A 21,048-nucleotide genomic window follows, 5' to 3' on the forward strand; every position below is an offset into this window, starting at 1 on the left:
TGAATGCTTGAGAGAAAGGAGCTTTTACTTACATGGTGAAGACAGCATTAACAGCGCCGGATGGACCTCCGAGCGACGTAGAGGAAATCAAAGAAAAAAGTGATTATTTACGGGGTACATTAAAAGAAGTGATGCTTGATCCGATTTCAGCGGGTATTCCTGATGATGACAACCGCCTGATGAAGCATCACGGCAGTTATTTACAGGATGATCGTGACCTGAGAAATGAACGGCAAAAACAAAAGCTTGAGCCTGCTTATCAATTTATGCTGCGTGTCCGCCTCCCTGGCGGAATCGCCACATCCAAGCAGTGGCTAGTGATGGATGAGCTTGCTCACAAATACGGAAATGGAACGTTAAAGCTGACAACGCGCGAAACCTTTCAGCTTCACGGTATTTTAAAATGGAACATGAAAAAGACCATTCAAGACATCCACTCTACTATGCTTGATACAATCGCTGCTTGCGGCGATGTGAACCGTAATGTCATGTGTACGTCAAATCCCTATCAATCAGAAGTGCACCATGACGTATACGAGCTCGCCAAAAAATTAAGTGATGACCTGCTTCCGCAAACAAGAGCATATCATGAAATTTGGCTTGATGAGGAAAAAGTAGCGGCAACGCCTGATACAGAGGTTGAGCCGATGTATGGTCCACTTTATCTGCCAAGAAAATTCAAGATTGGTGTGGCGGTCCCTCCTGCTAACGATATTGATGTCTTTTCGCAGGATTTAGGCTTCATTGCGATTATTGAAAATGATCAATTAGTCGGCTTTAATGTCGCGATTGGCGGCGGAATGGGCATGACGCATGGTGATACAGCGACCTATCCTCAGCTTGCAAAAGTGATTGGCTTTTGTACACCGGAACAAGTTGTAGAGATTGCCAAACAAGTGATCACTATTCAACGTGACTACGGAAACCGTTCGGTGAGAAAAAATGCCCGCTTTAAATATACAGTGGACCGTCTCGGTCTTGAGAATGTAAAAGAAGAGCTTGAACGCCGCCTAGGGTTCACCCTTTTAGACGCAAGAGATTATCACTTTGATCATAACGGTGACCGCTATGGCTGGGTAAAAGGCATCAATGGCAGATGGCATTATACGATGTTTGTAGAAGGCGGCCGCATCACAGATTACGATGACTACCCGCTGATGACAGGCATTCGTGAAATCGCGAAGATTCATACAGGTGACTTCCGCTTAACAGCGAATCAAAATTTAATGATTGGAAATGTCACAACGCATAAAAAGAAACAAATCGAGCAGCTCATTCAGGAGTTCGGTTTATCAGCTGGCCAGCAGCACTCGGCACTCCGCCGCAGTTCAATGGCCTGTGTTTCTCTTCCAACATGTGGTTTAGCGATGGCAGAAGCAGAACGCTACCTCCCGCGCTTGATTGACAAAATTGAAGAGATTGTCGAAAAAAACGGCTTAAGTGATAAAGAAATCACGATTCGTATGACTGGATGTCCAAATGGATGCGCCCGTCATGCACTAGGTGAAATTGGCTTTATCGGGAAATCACCTGGCAAATACAATATGTATCTTGGCGCTGCTTTCGATGGCAGCAGATTAAGTAAACTGTACCGAGAAAATGTTGGAGAAGAAGACATTTTAAACGAGCTTGGCTCTCTTCTCCCCCGCTATGCCAAAGAACGTGAAGAGGATGAACATTTCGGTGATTTTGTGATTCGGGCAGGAATTGTAAAAGCAACAACAGATGGCACGAATTTTCATGTGCAATAAAAAAAGACAGGGATCTCTCCTGTCTTTTTTTATATACTTTGTTTCCTTTTCAAGTATTCGCAAATGCATTTGTACACATTCGGATTATCTAAAGAAGATAGATCTGTTGAAGGCTGCTGTTCATACGCGCCTTTTAATAAACGCCGGACGATTTTTCCGTTTCTTGTTTTCGGTAAAGCTGAAATGAGATGAATTTCCTTTGGAGTGAGCGCTTTCCCCGCATATGAACCAACATGAGTTTTAAGCTCTGAAATGAGTGCTGCTTCTTCGAAAGACTGTAAACTGGCTACAACGAAACAAACAAGTGCTTCTCCCTTCACCTCATCCTTGACTCCAATCACAGCAGCCTCATGTACGGCTGGATGCCCGACAAGAATGGATTCAATTTCAGCTGGACCGACGCGTTTTCCTGCTGTATTAATGACATCATCCGATCTGCCCGTGATATGGAATGCGCCATCCTCTGATTGCATCACCCAATCACCGTGTGTCCACACCCCATCAAATCGTTTGAAATATGTGTCTTCATATCGCTCCGGATCTTTCCAAAATCCACATGTCATACCGACCCATGGCTTTTTCACAACAAGCTCCCCTACCTCATTCATCACGCTCTGTCCTGCCTCATTAAACACATCTGCCGCCATTCCTAAGATTGCCGCATTAAAAAGGATCGGTTTGATTGGACGAAGCAGCGTACTTCCTACAATACCGCCTGAAACCTCTGTTCCCCCTGAGTAATTTAAGATCGGAATATGCTTTTGACCAATTGTGTCAAAAAGCCATTGCCATGGTGCTTCATTCCACGGTTCACCTGTAGAAATGATGGCTTTGACATGCGGCAGCTCAATGTCTGCAAGGTTTTGCTGCATTGCAGATCGAACAAAAGTAGGTGAAAGTCCAAAATGGGTGACTTTTTGCTCGTGGATGAATGACCAAAGGTGCTGTTCATCTGGATAATCGGGAGCGCCGTCATATAAAACAATTGCAGCTCCATTGATCAAGCCGCCAAAAACGAGAAATGGCCCCATCATCCATCCCATGTCTGTGAGCCAAAACAAGCGGTCTCCTTTTGCAACATCCATACAAAGACCAGCATCAAAAGCCGCTTTTACAGGAAAGCCTGCGTGGGTATGAACAGCCCCTTTTGGTGTACCGGTTGTTCCAGACGTGTATAAGATCATAAGAGGATCTTCATTTGAAAGATAAGTCGTTTCACTTAGTGGTTCTTCTTTTAACAAATCGTTTAGCTTCATATCCTCTTTATATCCCGTATGAGAGGAAGCGTGTACAATGACTGTTTTGACGGTCTTGGTTTTGTCGATTGCTTCTGCCGCACATTCCCGCATGTTGATCGTTTTTCCCCGGCGCGTCACGCTCGACCCTGTGACGACAATGCTTGCCCCCGATGCACGAATACGTACGGCAAGAGGCTCGCTTCCATAGCCAGAAAAAACTGGGCTAAAGATGACACCAATCTTTGCAAAGGCAAGCATGACGGCAGTCGTTTCCGGAAGCATCGGCATATAAATGACCGCCACATCCCCTTTTCGAAGCCCCTTCTTCAAAAAACCAGCAGCGAGACGATTGACTTTTTCCTGAAGTTCAAGAAACGTCCATCTTCTTTCTTCTCCCGCTTCATTTCTCCAAATCACGGCTGGTTGATGCTGGGTTTCTTCATTCTCTGCCCATTTGTCAACAGCCGTTTCGACCACGTTGAGCCGGCCGCCTTTATACCAATTGGGCCACATGAATGAATCTTGGCCTAAAACGGCTTCATACGGCTCCTTCCACACGATGCCGACCGCCTTTTCAGCTTCTCTCCAAAACCAATCGGTATGGTCGATACTAGCTTGATAGAACGCATCGTAATTAGAAAAACCAAGTGAATACATCCATTTGTAAAGACGTGTTTGTTTCATCATCTGCTCTTCGGGGATCCACGCTGGTTTTTGATTCATCATGAGGCCGCCCCCCTTTAGACCGGATAAACCGGGTGTTTTCGTCTTGTAAATGTCATTTCTTTAGCGGTATAGGCTTGTAATCTATGACAAAGCTCATCTCGCAAATGGTCAAACGGGATGACACCATCAACAATCATTTCAGAGGCAAGCTCATATATATTCATATCTTCCTGGTATTCCTTGCGTTTCTCTTGAATAAATGCGGCTCTCTCTTCGGCAGGCAATTCGGCAATTTTATTCGCATAGACAGCATTTACAGCGGCTTCTGGTCCCATGACAGCAATTTGTGCTGATGGAAGTGCGAGACAGCAATCCGGTTCAAAGGCTGGTCCTGCCATCGCATATAAACCTGCACCATATGCTTTACGAACAATGACGGATATTTTCGGAACGGTTGCCTCTGACATGGCGGAGATCATTTTCGCCCCATGCCTGATAATGCCTGCTTGTTCCACTTTTGTTCCGATCATAAACCCCGGTATATCCGCAAGAAAAAGGAGTGGAATATGAAAGGCGTCACATAGCTGAATAAACTTGGCGGCTTTGTCGGCCGAGTCATGGAATAAAACGCCGCCTTTTACCCTCGGCTGGTTGGCAATAAGACCGACAGGCTGACCATTCATGCGGCCAAAGCCTGTAATCAACTCTGCGGCAAATAGCTTTTTGATTTCAAAAAATGATCCTTCATCAATGAGTAAATCAATAAGCTGATACATATCAAAAGGGGTATTCTGCCCTTTAGGGATGAGATCTTGAATGGTAATCTCTGATGGTTTAGGTGCTTTTGCGGCTGCCAGTTTTGGTTTTTCTGTATAATTGGCAGGCATGTAAGTTAAATAGGTGCGAGCGATTTGAATGGCTTCTTCTTCTGTTTTTGCTAAAATATCGCCGCATCCAGAAATGCTGCAATGCATTTTTGCTCCGCCCATTTCTTCAAGTGATACTTTCTCTCCAATCACCATTTCGGCCATTCGCGGTGAGCCTAAATACATTGAGGCATTCCCTTCGACCATGACGACGATGTCACAAAAAGCAGGAATGTAAGCACCTCCGGCTGCAGAAGGACCAAATAGTAAACAAATTTGCGGAATACGTCCAGATAGCTTTACCTGGTTATAAAAAATGCGGCCTGCACCTCTTCTGCCTGGAAACATAGCGATTTGATCGGTGATTCTAGCACCCGCAGAGTCGACTAAATACAGCATCGGACAGTTGAGTTTTTCGGCTGTTTCTTGGATTCTAATGATTTTTTCTACCGTTTTGACGCCCCATGATCCTGCTTTGACGGTAGAATCATTTGCCATGACGCAAACCGTCTGCCCATTCATCCGCCCCGTCCCTGTGACAACACCATCTGCTGGTAAATGTGCATCTTGACACTCGGCAAACATGGCATCCTCAATGAAAGAATCCTCATCCAATAACAACTGAAGGCGGTCACGGACGAACAATTTTCCTTTTTCTTTGTTTTTTTGATGGTATCGCTCGGCCCCGCCTTTCAGAATCTGCTGTTTTTTGAGTTCATATTCTTCAATCATACCCATTCCCCTTTCTTACTACCTGCCTCTGTATTGAGGCGTGCGTTTTTCTTGGAAGGCTTGAAGACCTTCCGTTCGATCTTCTGTATCAATGAGCCGTAGATAGGCTTCGTATTCCTTCGTTAGACCTGTATGCAAATCGTGATCAAGGCTTGAATAAATTGCTTGCTTCGCTTCTTTTAAGGCAAGCGGACCATTTTTGGTGATTTGTTTTGCAAGAGAGATGGCATCGTTCATAAGGGAATCTGCTACAGAAATATGCTCAATCAGCCCGATTTGAATGGCTTCTTCTGCTTGTAATGATGCGCCTGTGAAAATAAGTTCTTTTGCTTTACCGAGTCCAATGAGACGCGGAAGCCGCTGCGTCCCTCCGGCTCCTGGTATGATAGCTAGTCCTGTTTCTGGCAGGCCGAGTCTGGCTCCGGCTCGTGCGATGCGGAGATCACAAGCGAGCGCGAGCTCAAGTCCTCCGCCCAGTGCGTGTCCGTTCATCACTGCAATGACAGGTACAGGAATGGATTCAATCTCGATAAAGGTTTGCTGAATTGAACGAACAGCTCCTTTTGCTTCTGCTTCTGTCATCAATCGTCGTTCTTTTAAATCGGCTCCAGCGCAAAAGACTTTTGAACCGGCTCCTGTAATGAGCAGACAGCGGATGCTTTCGTCGTGTTTGATTTCTTGAATGATTTGATTGATCTCCTCGAGCATTGTAGAGGATAGGGAATTCGCTTGTTCTGGCCTGTTTAAGGTCATAATACCGATCTGTTCATCTTGTATCGAATAATGAACCAATGATGTCATGTTATTCATCCTTTATGAAGTAGTCTATGAGTGATAAGCGCGTAAACAGTGACTAGGCAGGATTCGATCCACTTTCGCTTCAATCCATTCTGCCGCTTGAATTAATGCAGGAAGGTGAATATTTGTCTCAATTCCTAGTTTTTGAAGCATATGCACCACATCTTCTGTCGCCACATTTCCGCTGGAGCCAGGTGCATAGGGACATCCGCCAAGCCCCCCGCTGGAGGAGTCAAATATCGTGATTCCGGCTTTTAATGCCGTATAAATATTGGCAAGAGCCATCCCCTTCGTATCATGAAAATGGAGAGCGATTTTATCAGCAGGAAAACGTTCAAGTAAAATGTCTAAGCGCCTTTCTACTTGTAGCGGATGGGCTTCACCGATGGTGTCACCGAGCGATATTTCATCAATGCCATAAGAAAGCAAAATATCCGTTAACCGCAGGACTTGATCCATTGGCACTTGTTTTTCATACGGACAGCCAAACACGGTGGAAATATACGCGCGTGTGTGTTTTCCTGCTGCTTTTAAATCAGCTGTCATTTGTTTGATGACAGGAAGTGTTTCGTGGATGGATTGATTCATATTTTTCTTGTTATGTGTTTCACTCGAAGAGATAAACATAGCGCCTGTGTCAAGATTGGCTTCAAAAAAATGAGCTAAGCCTTTTTCATTGGGAATGAGTGCTGCATAGGTGATGTCGTCTTTTTGGTTTAAGGATTGGGTGAGTTCTTTGGCATCTTTTAAGGCTGGAACCCATTTAGGATGAACAAATGATGTGACTTCAATATAAGGGAGCTGGGCTGCTGTGAGCAGATCTATCCACGTTCGCTTCTCGCTTGTGTCCAGCCAGACTGATTCATTTTGCAGTCCGTCCCGCGGGCCGACCTCCCTGATAAGCACACTCTTTGGTAATGCCATCTGGCTCCCTCCTATTCTGTTAGTTCTAAAAGAACCTCTCCTTCATCGACAAATTCCCCCTCTGCTTTATGCACTTTGCGGATGATCCCGGCCTCTTCAGCAACGATCGGAATTTCCATTTTCATTGATTCTAAGATGGCAACCTCCTGTCCTTTTTGCACTTCATCGCCTTGTTTCACAAGAAGCTTCCACAAGTTTCCGGCCATTTGAATCGTGACAGTTTTCATGAACGGTTTCCCTCCCTTTTTTTCATGAGAAAATCGGTTGTGATGCTGCCTTGTAAGAAGGCAGAAGATCCGGCCATTTCCCTTAAAAGTGGTAAGTTGGTTTTGATCCCTTCTATTTCATATGCTTGTAATGCCCCTTTTAATCGTTCTATTGCAAGTTTTCGTGTATCACCGTAAACGATCATTTTCGCAATCATTGGATCGTAAAAAGGGGTTATAATGCTTCCCTTTGTCACACTTGACTCATGACGGATATACGGAGCTTCAGGCGTAGAAAGCCGAGTGATCGTTCCTGGTGAAGGATAAAAGGTGACGGGATCTTCCGCATAAATTCTAACCTCGATGGCATGCCCGATTTGATGAATATCCTCCTGATTAAAGGAAAGCGGCTCACATGCAGCGATTTTCAGCTGCTCCTCAACAAGGTCAATACCTGTAATTTCTTCTGTGACAGGGTGCTCTACTTGTAATCTTGTGTTCATTTCTAGGAAATAAAATTGTTGATGCTGATCGACTAAGCATTCAATCGTCCCTGCATTTTCATACCCAATCGCTTTGGCTGCTTTGACGGCCATCTCCCCCATCTGACGTCTCACCGGTTCATCGAGACAGGCGGCTGGTGCTTCTTCAATGATTTTTTGATGTCTTCTTTGGAGTGAACAGTCGCGCTCAAATAAGTGAACCCCATGGCCGAAGGAATCAAAGAGAACTTGAATTTCAATGTGCCGCGCGTTTTCAATGACCTTTTCCATATACAGCGTCCCATCGTTGAAAAAGCTTTGTGCTCTTTTTTGATTCCCTTCAAAAGCCCTGTACAGCTCATCGTCATTTTGCACGAGCTGCATACCAATTCCGCCGCCCCCGCTTGATGCCTTGAGCATGATCGGATAACCGAGTGACTGCGCTTGACTCACTCCTTCTTCTGCATCATGCAGCGGAGCTGAAACGCCTGGTACAATGGGGATACCTGCTTGAGCCATCGTTTTTCTTGCTTCAATTTTATTCCCCATTCGCTGAATGACTTGTGCAGATGGTCCAATAAAGGCAATACCTTCGCTGCGGCAGCGTTCTGCAAAGGCCGCATTTTCTGATAAGAGGCCATATCCTGGGTGAATAGCATCTGTATTTGTCTGCTTGGCAACCCTAATGATGGCTTCCATGTTTAAATAACTTTCAGATACTTTCGCGCCTCCAATCAGATAGGCTCTGTCTGCTTCTTGCACATGAAGGGCATGCTGATCTGCTTCTGAATAAACGGCAACGGTGTGGATCCCGAGCCTTTTACATGTTCGAATAATTCGCCTGGCAATTTCGCCTCGATTGGCAATCAGTACTTTTTGAAACATCGCTGCCTTCACTCCTTTATTAGATCAAGCGCCTGTTTTTTCAGACGAAATTTTTGAATCTTCCCTGATGCGGTCATCGGATACTCGTCAGTGATGAAAAAATATTTAGGAATTTTGTAGCGCGCCATTTGCGACTGACAATAGCTGGTGAGTGTCTCAATCGTCACCGTTCTGCCTTGCTTAAGCCGAATGAATGCGGCGGCTTCTTCTCCATACGTCTCGTCAGGTATACCAACAACCTGTGCATCAAGAATGTCCGGATGAGTATAAAGAACGTCCTCAATCTCTTTTGGGTATACATTCTCCCCGCCTCTAATGATCATATCTTTCAGCCGTCCTGTGATTTTCACATAGCCGTCCTCATCCATCTCTGCTAAATCTCCCGTATGAAGCCAGCCGTCCTCATCAATCACTTCATTTGTGGCTTCTTCATTTTTATAGTAGCCTTTCATCACATGATAGCCTCTTGTACACAGCTCGCCTTGTTCTCCTCTTGGTACTTCCTCCGGCGTGCCTGGGACGGTGATTTTCACTTCGATGTGAGGAAGCGCCCGGCCGACGGTTTGAACCCGTCTTTCAAATGAATCATCCGTTCTTGTTTGGGTAATGACAGGAGAGCTTTCAGTCTGTCCGTAGGCAATCGTGAGCTCCTTCAGTCCCATTTGTTCAATGACGGCTTTCATCACATGGGATGGGCAAAGAGATCCTGCCATAATGCCCGTTCGTAATGTGGACAGATCGTATTGGTGAAAATTCGGATGGTCAAGCTCTGCAATGAACATTGTCGGGACGCCGTGAAGTACGGTGCACTTCTCTTTTTCCACGGTTTGAAGGACTCGCTCTGGGTGGAAGGATTCAACCGGAATAATCGTTCCTCCTTTTGTGAGGCAAGCAAGCACGCCAAGAACGGATCCAAAGCAATGAAAGAAAGGAACGGGGATACACATTCGATCCTTTTGGGTGAGCTTCATACAATCTGCGATTTGGCTGGCATTGCAGACGATGTTTGTATGGCTGAGCATGACTCCTTTTGGATAGCCGGTTGTGCCTGAAGTATATTGCATATTAATGACGTCATCTGGCGCAAGCTCATCCATTCGTTTCTCCCACTCGTGATCCTCAGTTCTTTTAGCAGCAGCTTGAATACTGTTCCAGCTGTGCATGCCTTTTGGCGTGTGCTCGCCAATATAGACGACACTTTTTAAATAAGGAAAAGATGAGGAGGTGATCTCGCCTTGATGAGCGTTTTGAAGCTCTGGTATGAGTTCTTCCAGCATTTTGACATAGGATGTCTCTTTAAAGCCGTCCACGATAAACAGCATGCAGCTATCAGAATGCTTGAGTAAATAGGCGAGTTCCTGTGCTTGAAAATTCGTATTTACGGTGACAAGAACGGCTCCGATCGACGCGCAGGCAAATTGCAGCATGAGCCATTCAGGTACATTGGGCGCCATGATGGCGATATGATCCCCTTTTTGAACCCCTAATGCCATAAGACCTTTCCCTGTTTCCTTGACTTCTCGATAAAACGCTTCATATGAATAACGTAATGAACGTTCTGGATACACAATGGCTTCATGTGCTGGATGCTGCTCCCTTTTCTCTTTTAAAAGGGAGCCGATTGTCTGTGGATGAATCGACATGATGGCTTTCCTCCTCCATTGATAGTAAGCGTTTTCATTATCGGATTACGCTAACAGTTGTCTTGCGATGACTAGACGCTGAATTTCAGAGGTCCCTTCTCCAATTTCCATCAGCTTTGCATCTCTCACTAGCCGTTCTACACCACATTCTTTCATATAGCCTGTTCCTCCGTGAATTTGGACAGCATCAAGGCTTGCTTTTGTCGCCATTTCAGAAGCAAAAAGTTTGGCATAAGCAGCTTCTTTTGTAAACGGCTTGCCGTGATCTTTCAGCCAAGCGGCTTTCCAAACCATTTGTCTGGCGAGTTCTATTTGCATCGCCATATCTGCCAGCTTAAACTGAATGGCTTGGAAGGAAGAAAGGGTCTGCCCAAATTGCTTTCTTTCCTTTGCATGCGAGAGCGAAGCATCGAGTGCAGCTTGTGCAATGCCAACTGATAACGCAGCAATTGAAATACGTCCTCCGTCTAATGTATATAAAAATTGCTTAAAGCCTTTCGCTGGGTCTCCTAAAATATTCTGGGCTGGTACACGTACACCGTCTAAAATGATTTCTGCTGTATCTGACCCGCGCACGCCCATTTTGTCATATGGATTTGTAATGGACAGCCCTTTTTGCCCTTTCTCCACAATGAAGGCGGAGATGATCGGGCGGCCGTGTTCATCATGATCCGTGACAGCGGTGACAATAATGGTTCTGGCAAAATTGGCGTTTGTGATCCAGCACTTCTCCCCGCTGATGACATATTCTTGTCCGTCTTTGACTGCTTTTGTTTTTGTCCCTTTTGCATCTGACCCTGCGTTTGGTTCTGTTAATCCGAAGGAACCAAGTGCTGTCCCAGAAGCCAGCGGGACAAGGTGGTCCATCTTTTGGTCCTCTGTACCGAAGTAATAAAGCGGGCTTGCGCCTAAGGATACGGCTGCGGCATAGCTAAGACCTGTACTGGCACACTGTTTTCCTATTTCTTCTACAGCGAGTGCATACGATATCGTATCTCCTCCTGAGCCTCCGTATTTCTCTGGAAAGGGGATGCCCATAAAGCCGAGCTCCCCCATTTTTTGAAACGTTTTGGCTGGGAATACGGCCTGTTCATCAATCGTTTGAGCGTGTGGTGCAATTTCTGCTTTGGCAAAATCTTTGACCATCTGGCGGATCATTTGTTGTTCTTTCGTTAATTCAAAATCCATCTTGCTTCCCCCTTTGTCTCTTTTCTATCATATTTATTAATCAAGCAGCTGCTTCATGCCAAGCTTGATTGAATTCAGAAAATTAAAACAAGAATAATAGAAAAAAAGCATGAACGAAGAAAATCCTCATTCATGCTTTTTTCGTTATTTTACTATTTTTGTAGAAGGCTTGCTTTCGTGATGAAGACGATTAAGAGCCGTAATCTTATAAGTATCAATCGTCTTTTGATTGATTGGTAGGTCTTTAATCGTTGTGATGGCGCCTTTTTCTTTTCTAACTGTTTGCACCAATTCATATGTTCCTTTATTTGTCAATCGATAGACTGCATAATAGGATACGGTAGAATGTGGATCATTTTTGATTTGCAAAGCCGCACCATCCGCTGTCTTTTTCACAGATTGAATGATTGGTTTTTTAGGCGCTTTCTGATGAAGCCAAGGCATTTCTGGAATGAGAGCTGGTTTGCGGTATGACTCTTCTATCAATCGATCCTTTACATTCAAAGGGTTGCGATTGAGATCCTTTAAGCTGAAATGCATGCTTCCCTGCACGAGCTGTGACTGCCTGTTCAGCTCAATCTGCCTAAAATATTCTTCCGGGTCAGACCAAGCAGGATCACTGTTTTGATTAATTTTATATGCCGCCTGACCAATATACAGGTGAACCGGCTCCCCTTTCACCTCATTTGACCACCATTTCGTCAGCACGTCATAAGCGGCAGCTTGAAAACCGATGCTCCAGTAAATTTGCGGAGTGACATAATCAATATCGTGCTGCTGAATCCACTCTCTTGTATCAGCATACAAATCATCGTAGTTGGTCATTCCTGCAGTGGTGTTTGAACCAGTCGGGTCATCTTTTATGTTGCGCCAAACCCCGAATGGACTAATACCAAATTTCACATAAGGTTTTTCTTTCTTAATGGTGTCATTGATTTGCTTCACCAGCTGATTCACATTATCTCTTCGCCAATCTTCTATATGTGTAAAAGCTTTTTTTCCATATGTTTCATATGTTTCTTGATCTGGAAACGGCACACCGGCTATTTTATTTGGGTAAAAATAATCATCCATATGCACTGCATCAATATCGTAGTTTTTCACAACCTCTTCTATGCCGAGGGCAATGAAGTCCTGTGCTTCAGGGATGCCAGGGTTGTAATATAGCTGATTACCGTAGGCAATGGTCCATTCAGGATGTTGTCTTGCAGGGTGATCAGCTGATAAACGGCTGAGATCAGTATGATTCATCGTGATTCGGTAAGGATTAAACCAAGCATGAAATTCAAGGCCGCGTTTATGAGCTTCTTCTATCATAAACTCAAGCGGATCATACCCAGGATCTTTCCCTTGCGTTCCAGTCAAATACTCTGACCACGGCCCGTATGCTGAAGGATAAAAAGCATCTGCTGTTGGTTTAATTTGCATAATGACGGCATTCATATTCATTGCTTTGATCTCGTCTAACAAACGAATGAACTCTTTTTTCTGCTCTGCTACGGGCAGCCCCTTCTTTGAGGGCCAATCTAAGTTATAAACCGATGCAATCCATACCGCGCGCATTTCTCTTGTGCTCTCAAGCTTCCCTTTTGGCACTGGACGAGCTGCTAGACTGCTAGAAGGAATCAATAAGAATACAAACATTAACATCAGTGTTAGAACTGTCATACTGATCTTTTTCAGCATGTTTTGCATCACCTCATATTCAGTTTATTCCGCTTTTTGTGATGGAATGCCAGCAGATGGTGTAAGCAGAATGTTTTTCATTTGATTGAGCTGAGCTTCAGGGACTTTGCAGGCTTCAATTAAATACCGCTCTGCACTCCCGTATGTCTCCAGCATTTCGTGCAGCACATCTTCAAGATAATCTTGCTGCACACCGACAAGCGGCTGAATTTGTTCTTTTGATACCCGGTATAAACTCATCCATCGGACAAATCGTTCCTGCCTTCTGACAAGCATTTGCACGCCTTCATTGGACCGCATGTATTCACTTAAAACGACAGTCAGCGGTACACCTGCTGTTAACTGAATCAGGGCAGATAAAAAACCTGTACGGTCCTTGCCACTCGTGCAGTGAAGCATCAGCGGATAATGGCTTTGATCTGAAAGCAGTGTGAACAGCTGCCGAATCTCTTCTTTACGCTCGGTGAGCATGCTTTGATATAAATCTTTCATGATCGGTGTAAATGAGAGAGACTTCCCTTCTGTTACCAGCATACGAAACATGGTCCATTTACTCGGCATCTTACTGTCAGGCTGCATCGGAATATGGACGATTTTGTCGTGTTCCTTGATCTTTGGTGGATGTGATTTACGTTCTGAGGTTGTACGGAGGTCGCAAACAGTTTGAATCCCGAGTGTTGAGAATATCTCGATGTCTTGTTTCGTCAATCGAGATAAGTCTGCGGATCGATAAATCATTCCCTCTTTGATCACCATCCCCTCTGTTGTTTGAAGTCCCCCTACTTCTCTAAAATTCGCAAGCTTTGAAAATGGGTTGTTTGATTGATTCATAGAAGTGAAAGTCCTTTCTGGTTTCGTTCTTTTTTCTATCATACGCTTTTATATCAAAGGAGAAAAGAGAATCAATTGACCTAATCCATGTAAGAGAATTTATTGGTATAATGGAAAAAGGACATTCGGATTGATTGGAGATATGAAGCATGATAAAAACAAAACGGATTCAGCAAATTAAAGAGTATGTGTTTGACCGGGAATCTGCTTCACTTGATGAGCTTGTGGCGCATTTTGGTGTCTCAAAAAACACGATACGCCGAGATGTACAGGCATTGGTCGAGTCTGGCGTGCTCAAAAAAGTGTATGGCGGAGTGGCTGTGAACCACTCAACGTTAGTGGTGTATAAAGAGCGAAAGATCCGTCAGCTCAGTAAAAAGCAATTGATCGGTCAGACGGCTGCTGCTTTTGTGGAAAACGGGGATATGATTTTTATTGATTCTGGTACGACAACGCTTGAGATGCTCCCCTATTTGACAGAGAAACAGGTGACCATTGTGACCAATAATGTGGATTTCATTACACAAGCGATGCCTTATGAAAATCTCACCATCTTTTCTACTGGCGGGATGCTTGAAAGGAAAACAAATTCTTTCGTAGGCTATCAAAGTGTAGAGCGCTTAAAAGCTTACAATGTGAATAAAGCCTTTATCGCGTCAACTGGTTTATCCATTGATCACGGCGTCACGAATTCGTCCCCGCTTGAAACCGATATTAAAAAGACGCTCGTTCAAAAAAGTGCCAAAACGTTTTTATTAGTGGATGATAGCAAATTCGATCATTACGCCTTGACCACGTTTTGTGATTTGCACGAAATTGATGTCGTCGTGACCAATCAGGAGCCAAATGAACATTATCTTCAATATGGAAAAGAGCATGATGTGCGGTTTGTCACGCCTTCATCAAATGAATAGATCAAAAAAAACGGCTCAGGAATTTGAGCCGTTTTTTGATTCATTGATTTCAAGCTGCATGACCATACGGAATAAAAATCGGTACACAGCCGAGATAACGTCAATGAAAGCCATATCTTCGTGGATGTCCTCAAGCTCAAGAAGCTGTAAATTCACATCAAATAAGCCATCTTGTCCATTAAATTGAAGCTGAGCACCATTTAATGGCGATAGCAAGTCCTTTAAAATATTCGTGTCTTTCTTAGGACGTTTGAAACCGAATAACACGGTATACGTTTGAAACACTTCGTCCCATTCAATGGCCAAGCCATCAACTTTCACGACATCAAACCACTTTGATTCGATATAAATAAATTCTTTTTGATGTTTTTTCACATATGTAAGCGGCGTGTTTAGAAATGAGGCGTCTTCTGTTTGAATCATGTCCTCAGATTCCTTGTCTACACGCTCTATATATACATCGCCAAAGCGCGCTTCTTCTTTTATTCTCGCCCCTTCTAAAGGCCAATTGCGGCTCGCCGCTTCATCATATTCGAAGTCTGTCAGCGCTTGTCCTTCTTTCAGTAAATCTTGTAAGCGATTTTGCAGTGACATGGCTATGTCTCCTTTCTTCTCCTTCATGTGCGTTTATTATTTTAGCATAACTCAGGAAAAGAAAGATATGTCCTAGCATATGATGGTATGATAGTGTCAAAAGAAACATCTCGGAGGGGTACATTTTGCTCACAATGACACTGGCAGAAAAGATCGTAGACGAAGTGAAAAAGGTGCTGACTGAGGAGATCATCATCGCACAAACGAACGGCACCATCATTGCAGCAACAGATCCAGCGCGCATTGGACAATTTCATGAAGGAGCTTATCTGACATCTTTTGAAGGACAGAAACGAATTCTCACAAAGGATGACCAGCACCACATGAAAGGCGTCAAAGCTGGCATCAATCTGCCTATTTATTTTAAGCAGGAGGTCATCGGAGTCATTGGGATGACAGGAGATCCTGTACATGTGTCTCCTTTTGGCGAAATATTAAGAAAAATGACCGAGCTGCTCATTCATGAACATGAATTTTTTCAAGAAACCGAAACGGATGAACGTCAGCTCGAAGCGTTTGTATTCGACTGGCTCCATCTGCCAGAGACAGCGATTGATCTCGCTGAAAAAGCATCGCGGCTTCAGCTTGATATCAACAAGGAGCGTGCGGTTGTCCTGATCGATTGTCAGGATGAATCGTTTATGAAACAAAATCAATACAAAGAATTAAAGGAAGCGCTGAATCTCACTAGTCAGGAGATCATCGTCCGCTGGGGGCATGCCCGCTTTTTGCTTATGCTGCAAACAACAGCAGATGATCGTAAAACACTGCAGCAGCGCCTATTTCACATCCATGCCTCCCTTACGGCGCAGAGCACGCCAGGGGTTTTGATTGGGGCGGGAAAACCAGCAGCTGCTCATTTGATGAAGCAATCCTTTCAACAAGCCTTTCGTGCATTAAAAATGGCACATGCTGATACGCCGATTGTATTTGATGAAGATTTAACGCTTGAACTTTTTATGGAGGAAGTGAGTCAGGAAACAAAGGAAGTGTTTCTTGATCGAACGATCGCCCCTCTTCTCCCCTATCCTGAATTAGTGAAAACATTGCGGGTACTCATGACATCAGATTGCTCATTAAAATATACCGCAGAAGCAATGCATGTTCATATCAATACACTACATTACAGGCTAAAACGAATCCAAGATTTAACGACACTTGATCCAAAGCGCATGCAAGATGCAATGCTTTTTTATTTAGCCTTCATGCTTTTAGATCATGATCCAAAAAAACGAAGCGAACAGCCCGATATTTTGTAGAATCGTCCATAGGCATGAGGCGATTCTTTTTTTATACTGAAAGAAACGATACGTCTAATCAGTAGGAGTTGAATGCGCATGTTAAATTCTGAATTTTTAAATCAATTGAAAAAGATTGTTGGTGCGCCTTACGTACAGGACAGTAAAGCCGATCGGCTTGCCTACTCTTATGATGCAACACCAAATTTTCAGCAGATGCCAGATGTCATCGTAAGCCCGCATACGGCTGAGGAAATCCAGCAGATTGTCCGGCTCTGCGCCTCATATCATATACCGATCGTGCCAAGAGGATCAGGAACGAACCTTTGTGCAGGTACATGTCCCACACAAGGCGGACTTGTGCTGCTGTTTACAAGAATGAACCAATTAATAGAAATAGATGAAGAAAACCTGACAGCAACGGTGCAGCCTGGTTTGATCACACAGGAACTCATTCGCCAAGTAGAGGCAAAAGGGCTCTTCTATCCACCTGATCCAAGCTCTATGAAAATCTCTACATTAGGCGGAAATATTAATGAAAATTCAGGTGGTCTCCGGGGCTTAAAATATGGCGTGACAAGAGATTATGTACTTGGACTTGAAGTGGTTCTGCCAAACGGTGACATTATGAAAACAGGCGGCAAACTTGCAAAGGACGTGGCCGGGTATGATATGACCCGTTTGTTCGTAGGTTCAGAAGGAACACTCGGGATTGTCACTGAAGCCACGCTGAAGCTTTTGCCGCTTCCAGAAACAAAACAAACGATGCTTTGCTTATATGAAAGCCTAGAGGAAGCAGCCGCTTCAGTGTCGGCGATTATTGCAGAGCGTATCATCCCCGCCACATTAGAATTTATGGATCAGCCGACCCTGGAAGTCGTTGAAGACTTTGCAAAAATCGGTTTGCCGACGGACGTTCAAGCGGTGCTGTTAATCGAACAGGACGGCCATCCTGAGGCGGTTTCCCGTGATATGCAGAGCATCGCAAAAGTGTGTAAGCAGCACGGTGCAAAAGAAGTGAATATCGCTCATTCTGAAGAAGAAGCAAATGCACTTTTAACAGCGAGACGATCCGCTTTATCTGCTCTCGCCCGGTTAAGCCCAACGACCATTTTAGAAGATGCCACAGTCCCTCGGTCTGAAATTGCCAGCATGGTGCGGGCAATCGAAGATATTGCGAAGGAGTACAAAGTGAAAATCTGCACATTCGGTCATGCAGGTGATGGCAATTTGCACCCTACTTGTGCAGCAGATGCAAGAAATGAAGAAGAAATGAAACGGGTGGAGGAAGCCTTTCAGGCCATTTTTGAAAAAGCCGTCTCACTTGGCGGCACCATTACGGGTGAACATGGTGTGGGTCTTATGAAAGCCCCTTACTTGGAACTAAAGGTCAAAAAAGAAGGCATTGCAGCAATGAAAGCGATCAAACAAGCGCTAGACCCAGAAAATATGATGAACCCTGATAAAGTGTTTGGTAAAGCCGCAAGAAAGCGGGTGGTGGTCTCATGAGTTCCTCTAAACAAACAGAGATTCAGCAATCATTTCAGCAGCAAATGGACGAAAAAGAGCTGCTCAATTGCATGCGCTGCGGCTTCTGCCTTCCTTCCTGCCCTACTTATATTGAATCTGGGCAACAAGAAACACACTCTCCCCGCGGCCGAATTGCTTTAATGAAGGCGGTGAGAGACGGCGTCATTGAGCCAGATGAAGATGTCGAGCATTCACTGAATCTTTGTCTTGGCTGCCGTGCATGTGAACCGGTCTGCCCTTCCGGCGTTAAATATGGCCGGTTACTTGAGGATGCAAGAGACATCATTCAGCAGCACAAAAAACAATCAATCCCTGTCAAACTTGTGAGACGTGCAGTATTCAAAGGACTCTTTCCTTCACAGAGCCGAATGCGGCAAGCGGCAGGACTACTTCGATTTTATCAAACATCTGGTCTGCAAACAGCCGCCCGTAAAACTGGCATGCTGAAGGTGCTTCCACCGCACTTACGACTGATGGAACAGGCGCTTCCAAAAGTGCCTCGTCAACAGAAAAACCGTGTGACGGAATACAAAGCCGCTGGCCCAGCAAGTAAGCGTGTCGCCTTTTTTACTGGCTGTTTAATGGACACCGTTTTTTCCAGCACAAACGAAGCGACCATCCAGCTTTTGCAGCTGGCAGGCTGTGACGTTATCGTCCCTCCTATTCAGACGTGCTGCGGAGCGCTTCATGGTCATAGCGGAGAAAAAGAGCAAGCGAAACAGCTAGCAAAGCGGAATATTGAAGCATTTGAAAAGATAGATGCAGATGCCATAGTCATGAATGCGGGCGGTTGTGGTGCTTTTTTAAGTGATTACGATCATTTGCTTCACGATGATCCGGACTTTCAAAAACGAAGTGAAATCTTCTCAAAGAAAATCACCGATATATCAGACATTTTAGTGGAGCTGGAATTTCACCGCCGCATGCCGCTTGCTTTGCCAGAGCAGGTCATCACCTATCAAGATTCCTGTCATTTGCGGAACGGAATGGGTGTACAGCATGCGCCAAGGGTGCTGATGAAGGCCATTCAAGGCATATCATTTAAAGAAATGAAGGATTCGGGCCGGTGCTGCGGCTCAGCTGGCATTTACAACATCTTGCAGCCAAAGATGTCGATGCAAATTTTAGATCATAAAATGACAGAAGCAAGGGAAACAAAGGCTGTTGCCATCGTTACGTCTAATCCAGGCTGTCAGCTGCAAATGGCAGCAGGCATCAAACGCGCGGAGCACTCGCCGACCATGCGTGCCGTCCATCTAGCTGATTTATTATTAGAAGCCGTTCAATATGGAAAAAAAGCGTCCAGCCCATCAAGCTGAACGCTTTTTTCATGCATATCTTTAGACAATCGGTTAGATAATAGAGCCAAATCGCCGAAGGAGCTGGTCCAAATGCTGAAGAAAAACAAACAACAAAAGGACCCGAATTCAGTATTTGAAGCATTGTCACGTTCTGCTGATTTTACAAATGAGCTGTCTCGAAATGGAGATTTTCTGTATAAGATTTCCTTTTTTCGATCTTTAATTAATGGACATCTTCTACATGAACAAATTCTCCCCTCTCTCAAACAAATGCACCTGACACCTACTCTTGAAGAGCTGAAAGAACAAATTCCCATTGAGCAGGCTGTCATCACGAACGATCTTCAAAAAGTGGAAGAAGCCCTTCACCGGGGCAGCATTGCCATTAGACTAGAGACAGATTGGGGCAAAACGCTTCTTTTGCCGATTGAAGAAAAGAAAGGCAGACAAGTTGGTCCGCCTGAGATTGAATTTGGCATTATCAGTGCACAGGAAGCATTTGTGGAGGTTTTAGATACCAATTTAAATTTGGTCAGGCGGCGGCTGCCGACGCCTAACCTGAAAGTTGAGGAAAAGACGGTTGGTACGCTCTCTCAAACAAAAGTAGCCGTGTTATATATTGAAGAAATCGCTAACCCAGAAAACATCGAAACGGTTCTTCAGCGAATTGAGGACGTTGATTATGATCAGATTTTAGATGCGAATTACCTCGCTCAAATGCTTTATGATGTGTCCAATACGATTTTTCCGTTGTTTTTGAATACAGAAAGACCCGACCGTGTGTCTTCAGGTTTATCAGAAGGGAAAATTGCCATATTAGTGGATGGCTCGCCTCATGTCTTGCTTGCCCCAACTATTTTACTTGAGTATTTTTCCACTATGGAAGACTACAATATGTCGTGGATTGCGGCTTCTTGCTTTAGGCTGTTACGCATATTTGCCGTGATATTTTCCATTTTTGCGACACCTTTATATGTCGCCGTTTTAACCTTTCATTATGAGCTGATCCCAAAGGATTTATTAGAAACCATTGTATCCTCGCGCTATCTTGTTCCATTTCCTCCGATCATTGAGGCACTATTTTTAGAGACTTCGATTGAATTACTAAGAGAAGCAGGGTCAAGGCTCCCAGCTAAAGTCGGGCAGACGCTCGGGATTGTTGGAGGGATTGTCATTGGACAGGCGGCTGTAGCAGCAGGCTTAACGAGCAATATTTTACTCATTATTGTTGCCCTGTCTGCTCTCGCCTCATTTGTCACGCCTATTTACAAAATGGGCAGTACCATTCGGCTGCTGAGATTCCCTTTTTTACTCGCAGCACAGGTTTGGGGCGCATTAGGCATTGCTGTGATGGGATCTTTTCTGCTCACCCATTTAATGAAATTAACTTCAATTGGCCGCCCATATTTAGAGCCTATTTTTCCAATGCGCCTTGCTGATTTAAAGGGCAGTTTGATTCGTCCTCAGCTCCGTTTTTTGAACAAAAGGCCGGAAAATTTACGACCGCAAAATGAAACCATCCATCGCTCTAAGCCAAAGCAAGGCCGCAAGAGGAAAAATGATTTTTATGAATAA

At 44.5% G+C, this 21,048-nt stretch carries 17 protein-coding genes; 6 read left to right on the top strand and 11 right to left on the bottom strand.

What is annotated here, in order from left to right; all coding sequences use genetic code 11:
- The first annotated feature begins 32 nt into the window (after window positions 1–32).
- Window positions 33–1,751, top strand: a complete 1,719-nt coding sequence (cysI, locus tag QR42_RS09055) for an assimilatory sulfite reductase (NADPH) hemoprotein subunit (RefSeq protein ID WP_039179105.1) — start codon at window positions 33–35, stop codon at window positions 1,749–1,751.
- Window positions 1,752–1,780: 29 nt separating this feature from the next.
- On the opposite strand, the gene QR42_RS09060 is transcribed toward cysI, so the two are convergent.
- From QR42_RS09060 to QR42_RS09105, 10 genes are all read right to left on the bottom strand, one after another.
- The gene (locus QR42_RS09060; RefSeq protein ID WP_039179108.1) at window positions 1,781–3,715 is read right to left on the bottom strand and encodes an AMP-binding protein; all 1,935 of its coding nucleotides are present in this window, start codon (window positions 3,713–3,715) and stop codon (window positions 1,781–1,783) included.
- A gap of 14 nt (window positions 3,716–3,729) precedes the next feature.
- Complete coding sequence (locus QR42_RS09065; protein WP_039179111.1) at window positions 3,730–5,253, bottom strand: acyl-CoA carboxylase subunit beta; 1,524 nt, start codon at window positions 5,251–5,253, stop codon at window positions 3,730–3,732.
- 18 nt (window positions 5,254–5,271) lie between these two features.
- Window positions 5,272–6,054: an enoyl-CoA hydratase gene (locus tag QR42_RS09070; RefSeq protein ID WP_039179114.1), complete on the bottom strand. Its 783-nt coding sequence runs from the start codon at window positions 6,052–6,054 to the stop codon at window positions 5,272–5,274.
- Between the two features lie 24 nt (window positions 6,055–6,078).
- Window positions 6,079–6,975 carry a hydroxymethylglutaryl-CoA lyase gene (locus QR42_RS09075; RefSeq protein WP_039179116.1) on the bottom strand — a complete coding sequence of 299 codons (897 nt, stop codon included), beginning with the start codon at window positions 6,973–6,975 and terminating at the stop codon, window positions 6,079–6,081.
- Window positions 6,976–6,986: 11 nt separating this feature from the next.
- The gene (locus QR42_RS09080) at window positions 6,987–7,202 is read right to left on the bottom strand and encodes an acetyl-CoA carboxylase biotin carboxyl carrier protein subunit (RefSeq protein WP_039179120.1); all 216 of its coding nucleotides are present in this window, start codon (window positions 7,200–7,202) and stop codon (window positions 6,987–6,989) included.
- Window positions 7,199–8,548, bottom strand: coding sequence for an acetyl-CoA carboxylase biotin carboxylase subunit (locus QR42_RS09085; protein WP_039179123.1), 1,350 nt, complete (start codon window positions 8,546–8,548; stop codon window positions 7,199–7,201). Before QR42_RS09085 ends, QR42_RS09080 begins: the two co-directional genes overlap by 4 nt.
- Window positions 8,549–8,556: 8 nt before the next feature.
- A complete protein-coding gene (locus QR42_RS09090) occupies window positions 8,557–10,191 on the bottom strand; it encodes an AMP-binding protein (protein ID WP_039179126.1) in 1,635 nt (544 codons plus the stop codon).
- A gap of 45 nt (window positions 10,192–10,236) precedes the next feature.
- Entirely contained in the window at window positions 10,237–11,379 is a 1,143-nt protein-coding gene (locus tag QR42_RS09095; RefSeq protein ID WP_039179129.1) for an acyl-CoA dehydrogenase family protein, read from the bottom strand.
- 144 nt (window positions 11,380–11,523) lie between these two features.
- The gene (locus QR42_RS09100) at window positions 11,524–13,065 is read right to left on the bottom strand and encodes a glycoside hydrolase family 10-like protein (RefSeq protein ID WP_039179134.1); all 1,542 of its coding nucleotides are present in this window, start codon (window positions 13,063–13,065) and stop codon (window positions 11,524–11,526) included.
- A 24-nt stretch (window positions 13,066–13,089) separates the two neighbouring features.
- Entirely contained in the window at window positions 13,090–13,896 is an 807-nt protein-coding gene (locus QR42_RS09105; RefSeq protein ID WP_039179137.1) for a tyrosine-protein phosphatase, read from the bottom strand.
- 149 nt (window positions 13,897–14,045) lie between these two features.
- Here QR42_RS09105 and QR42_RS09110 point away from each other — a divergent pair, with 149 nt between their 5' ends.
- Window positions 14,046–14,810, top strand: coding sequence for a DeoR/GlpR family DNA-binding transcription regulator (locus QR42_RS09110; protein WP_039179138.1), 765 nt, complete (start codon window positions 14,046–14,048; stop codon window positions 14,808–14,810).
- Window positions 14,811–14,825: 15 nt separating this feature from the next.
- Here the strand turns inward: QR42_RS09110 and QR42_RS09115 are convergent, their stop codons facing one another.
- The gene (locus QR42_RS09115) at window positions 14,826–15,404 is read right to left on the bottom strand and encodes a hypothetical protein (RefSeq protein WP_039179141.1); all 579 of its coding nucleotides are present in this window, start codon (window positions 15,402–15,404) and stop codon (window positions 14,826–14,828) included.
- Between the two features lie 125 nt (window positions 15,405–15,529).
- Here QR42_RS09115 and QR42_RS09120 point away from each other — a divergent pair, with 125 nt between their 5' ends.
- The 4 genes from QR42_RS09120 (at window position 15,530) to QR42_RS09135 (ending at window position 21,048) form a co-directional block, all read left to right on the top strand.
- Entirely contained in the window at window positions 15,530–16,663 is a 1,134-nt protein-coding gene (locus tag QR42_RS09120; protein ID WP_039179144.1) for a CdaR family transcriptional regulator, read from the top strand.
- 78 nt (window positions 16,664–16,741) lie between these two features.
- Window positions 16,742–18,151 (top strand): glycolate oxidase subunit GlcD, encoded by a 1,410-nt coding sequence (glcD, locus tag QR42_RS09125; RefSeq protein WP_039179147.1) that lies wholly within the window; start codon window positions 16,742–16,744, stop codon window positions 18,149–18,151.
- Window positions 18,148–19,491: a (Fe-S)-binding protein gene (locus QR42_RS09130; RefSeq protein ID WP_039179150.1), complete on the top strand. Its 1,344-nt coding sequence runs from the start codon at window positions 18,148–18,150 to the stop codon at window positions 19,489–19,491. The genes glcD and QR42_RS09130 overlap by 4 nt, the downstream gene beginning before the upstream one ends.
- Window positions 19,492–19,563: 72 nt before the next feature.
- Window positions 19,564–21,048 carry a spore germination protein gene (locus QR42_RS09135; protein WP_039179153.1) on the top strand — a complete coding sequence of 495 codons (1,485 nt, stop codon included), beginning with the start codon at window positions 19,564–19,566 and terminating at the stop codon, window positions 21,046–21,048.

The organism is Bacillus sp. WP8 (genome assembly GCF_000800825.1).
In the GTDB taxonomy this organism is placed as follows: domain Bacteria; phylum Bacillota; class Bacilli; order Bacillales; family Bacillaceae; genus Bacillus; species Bacillus safensis.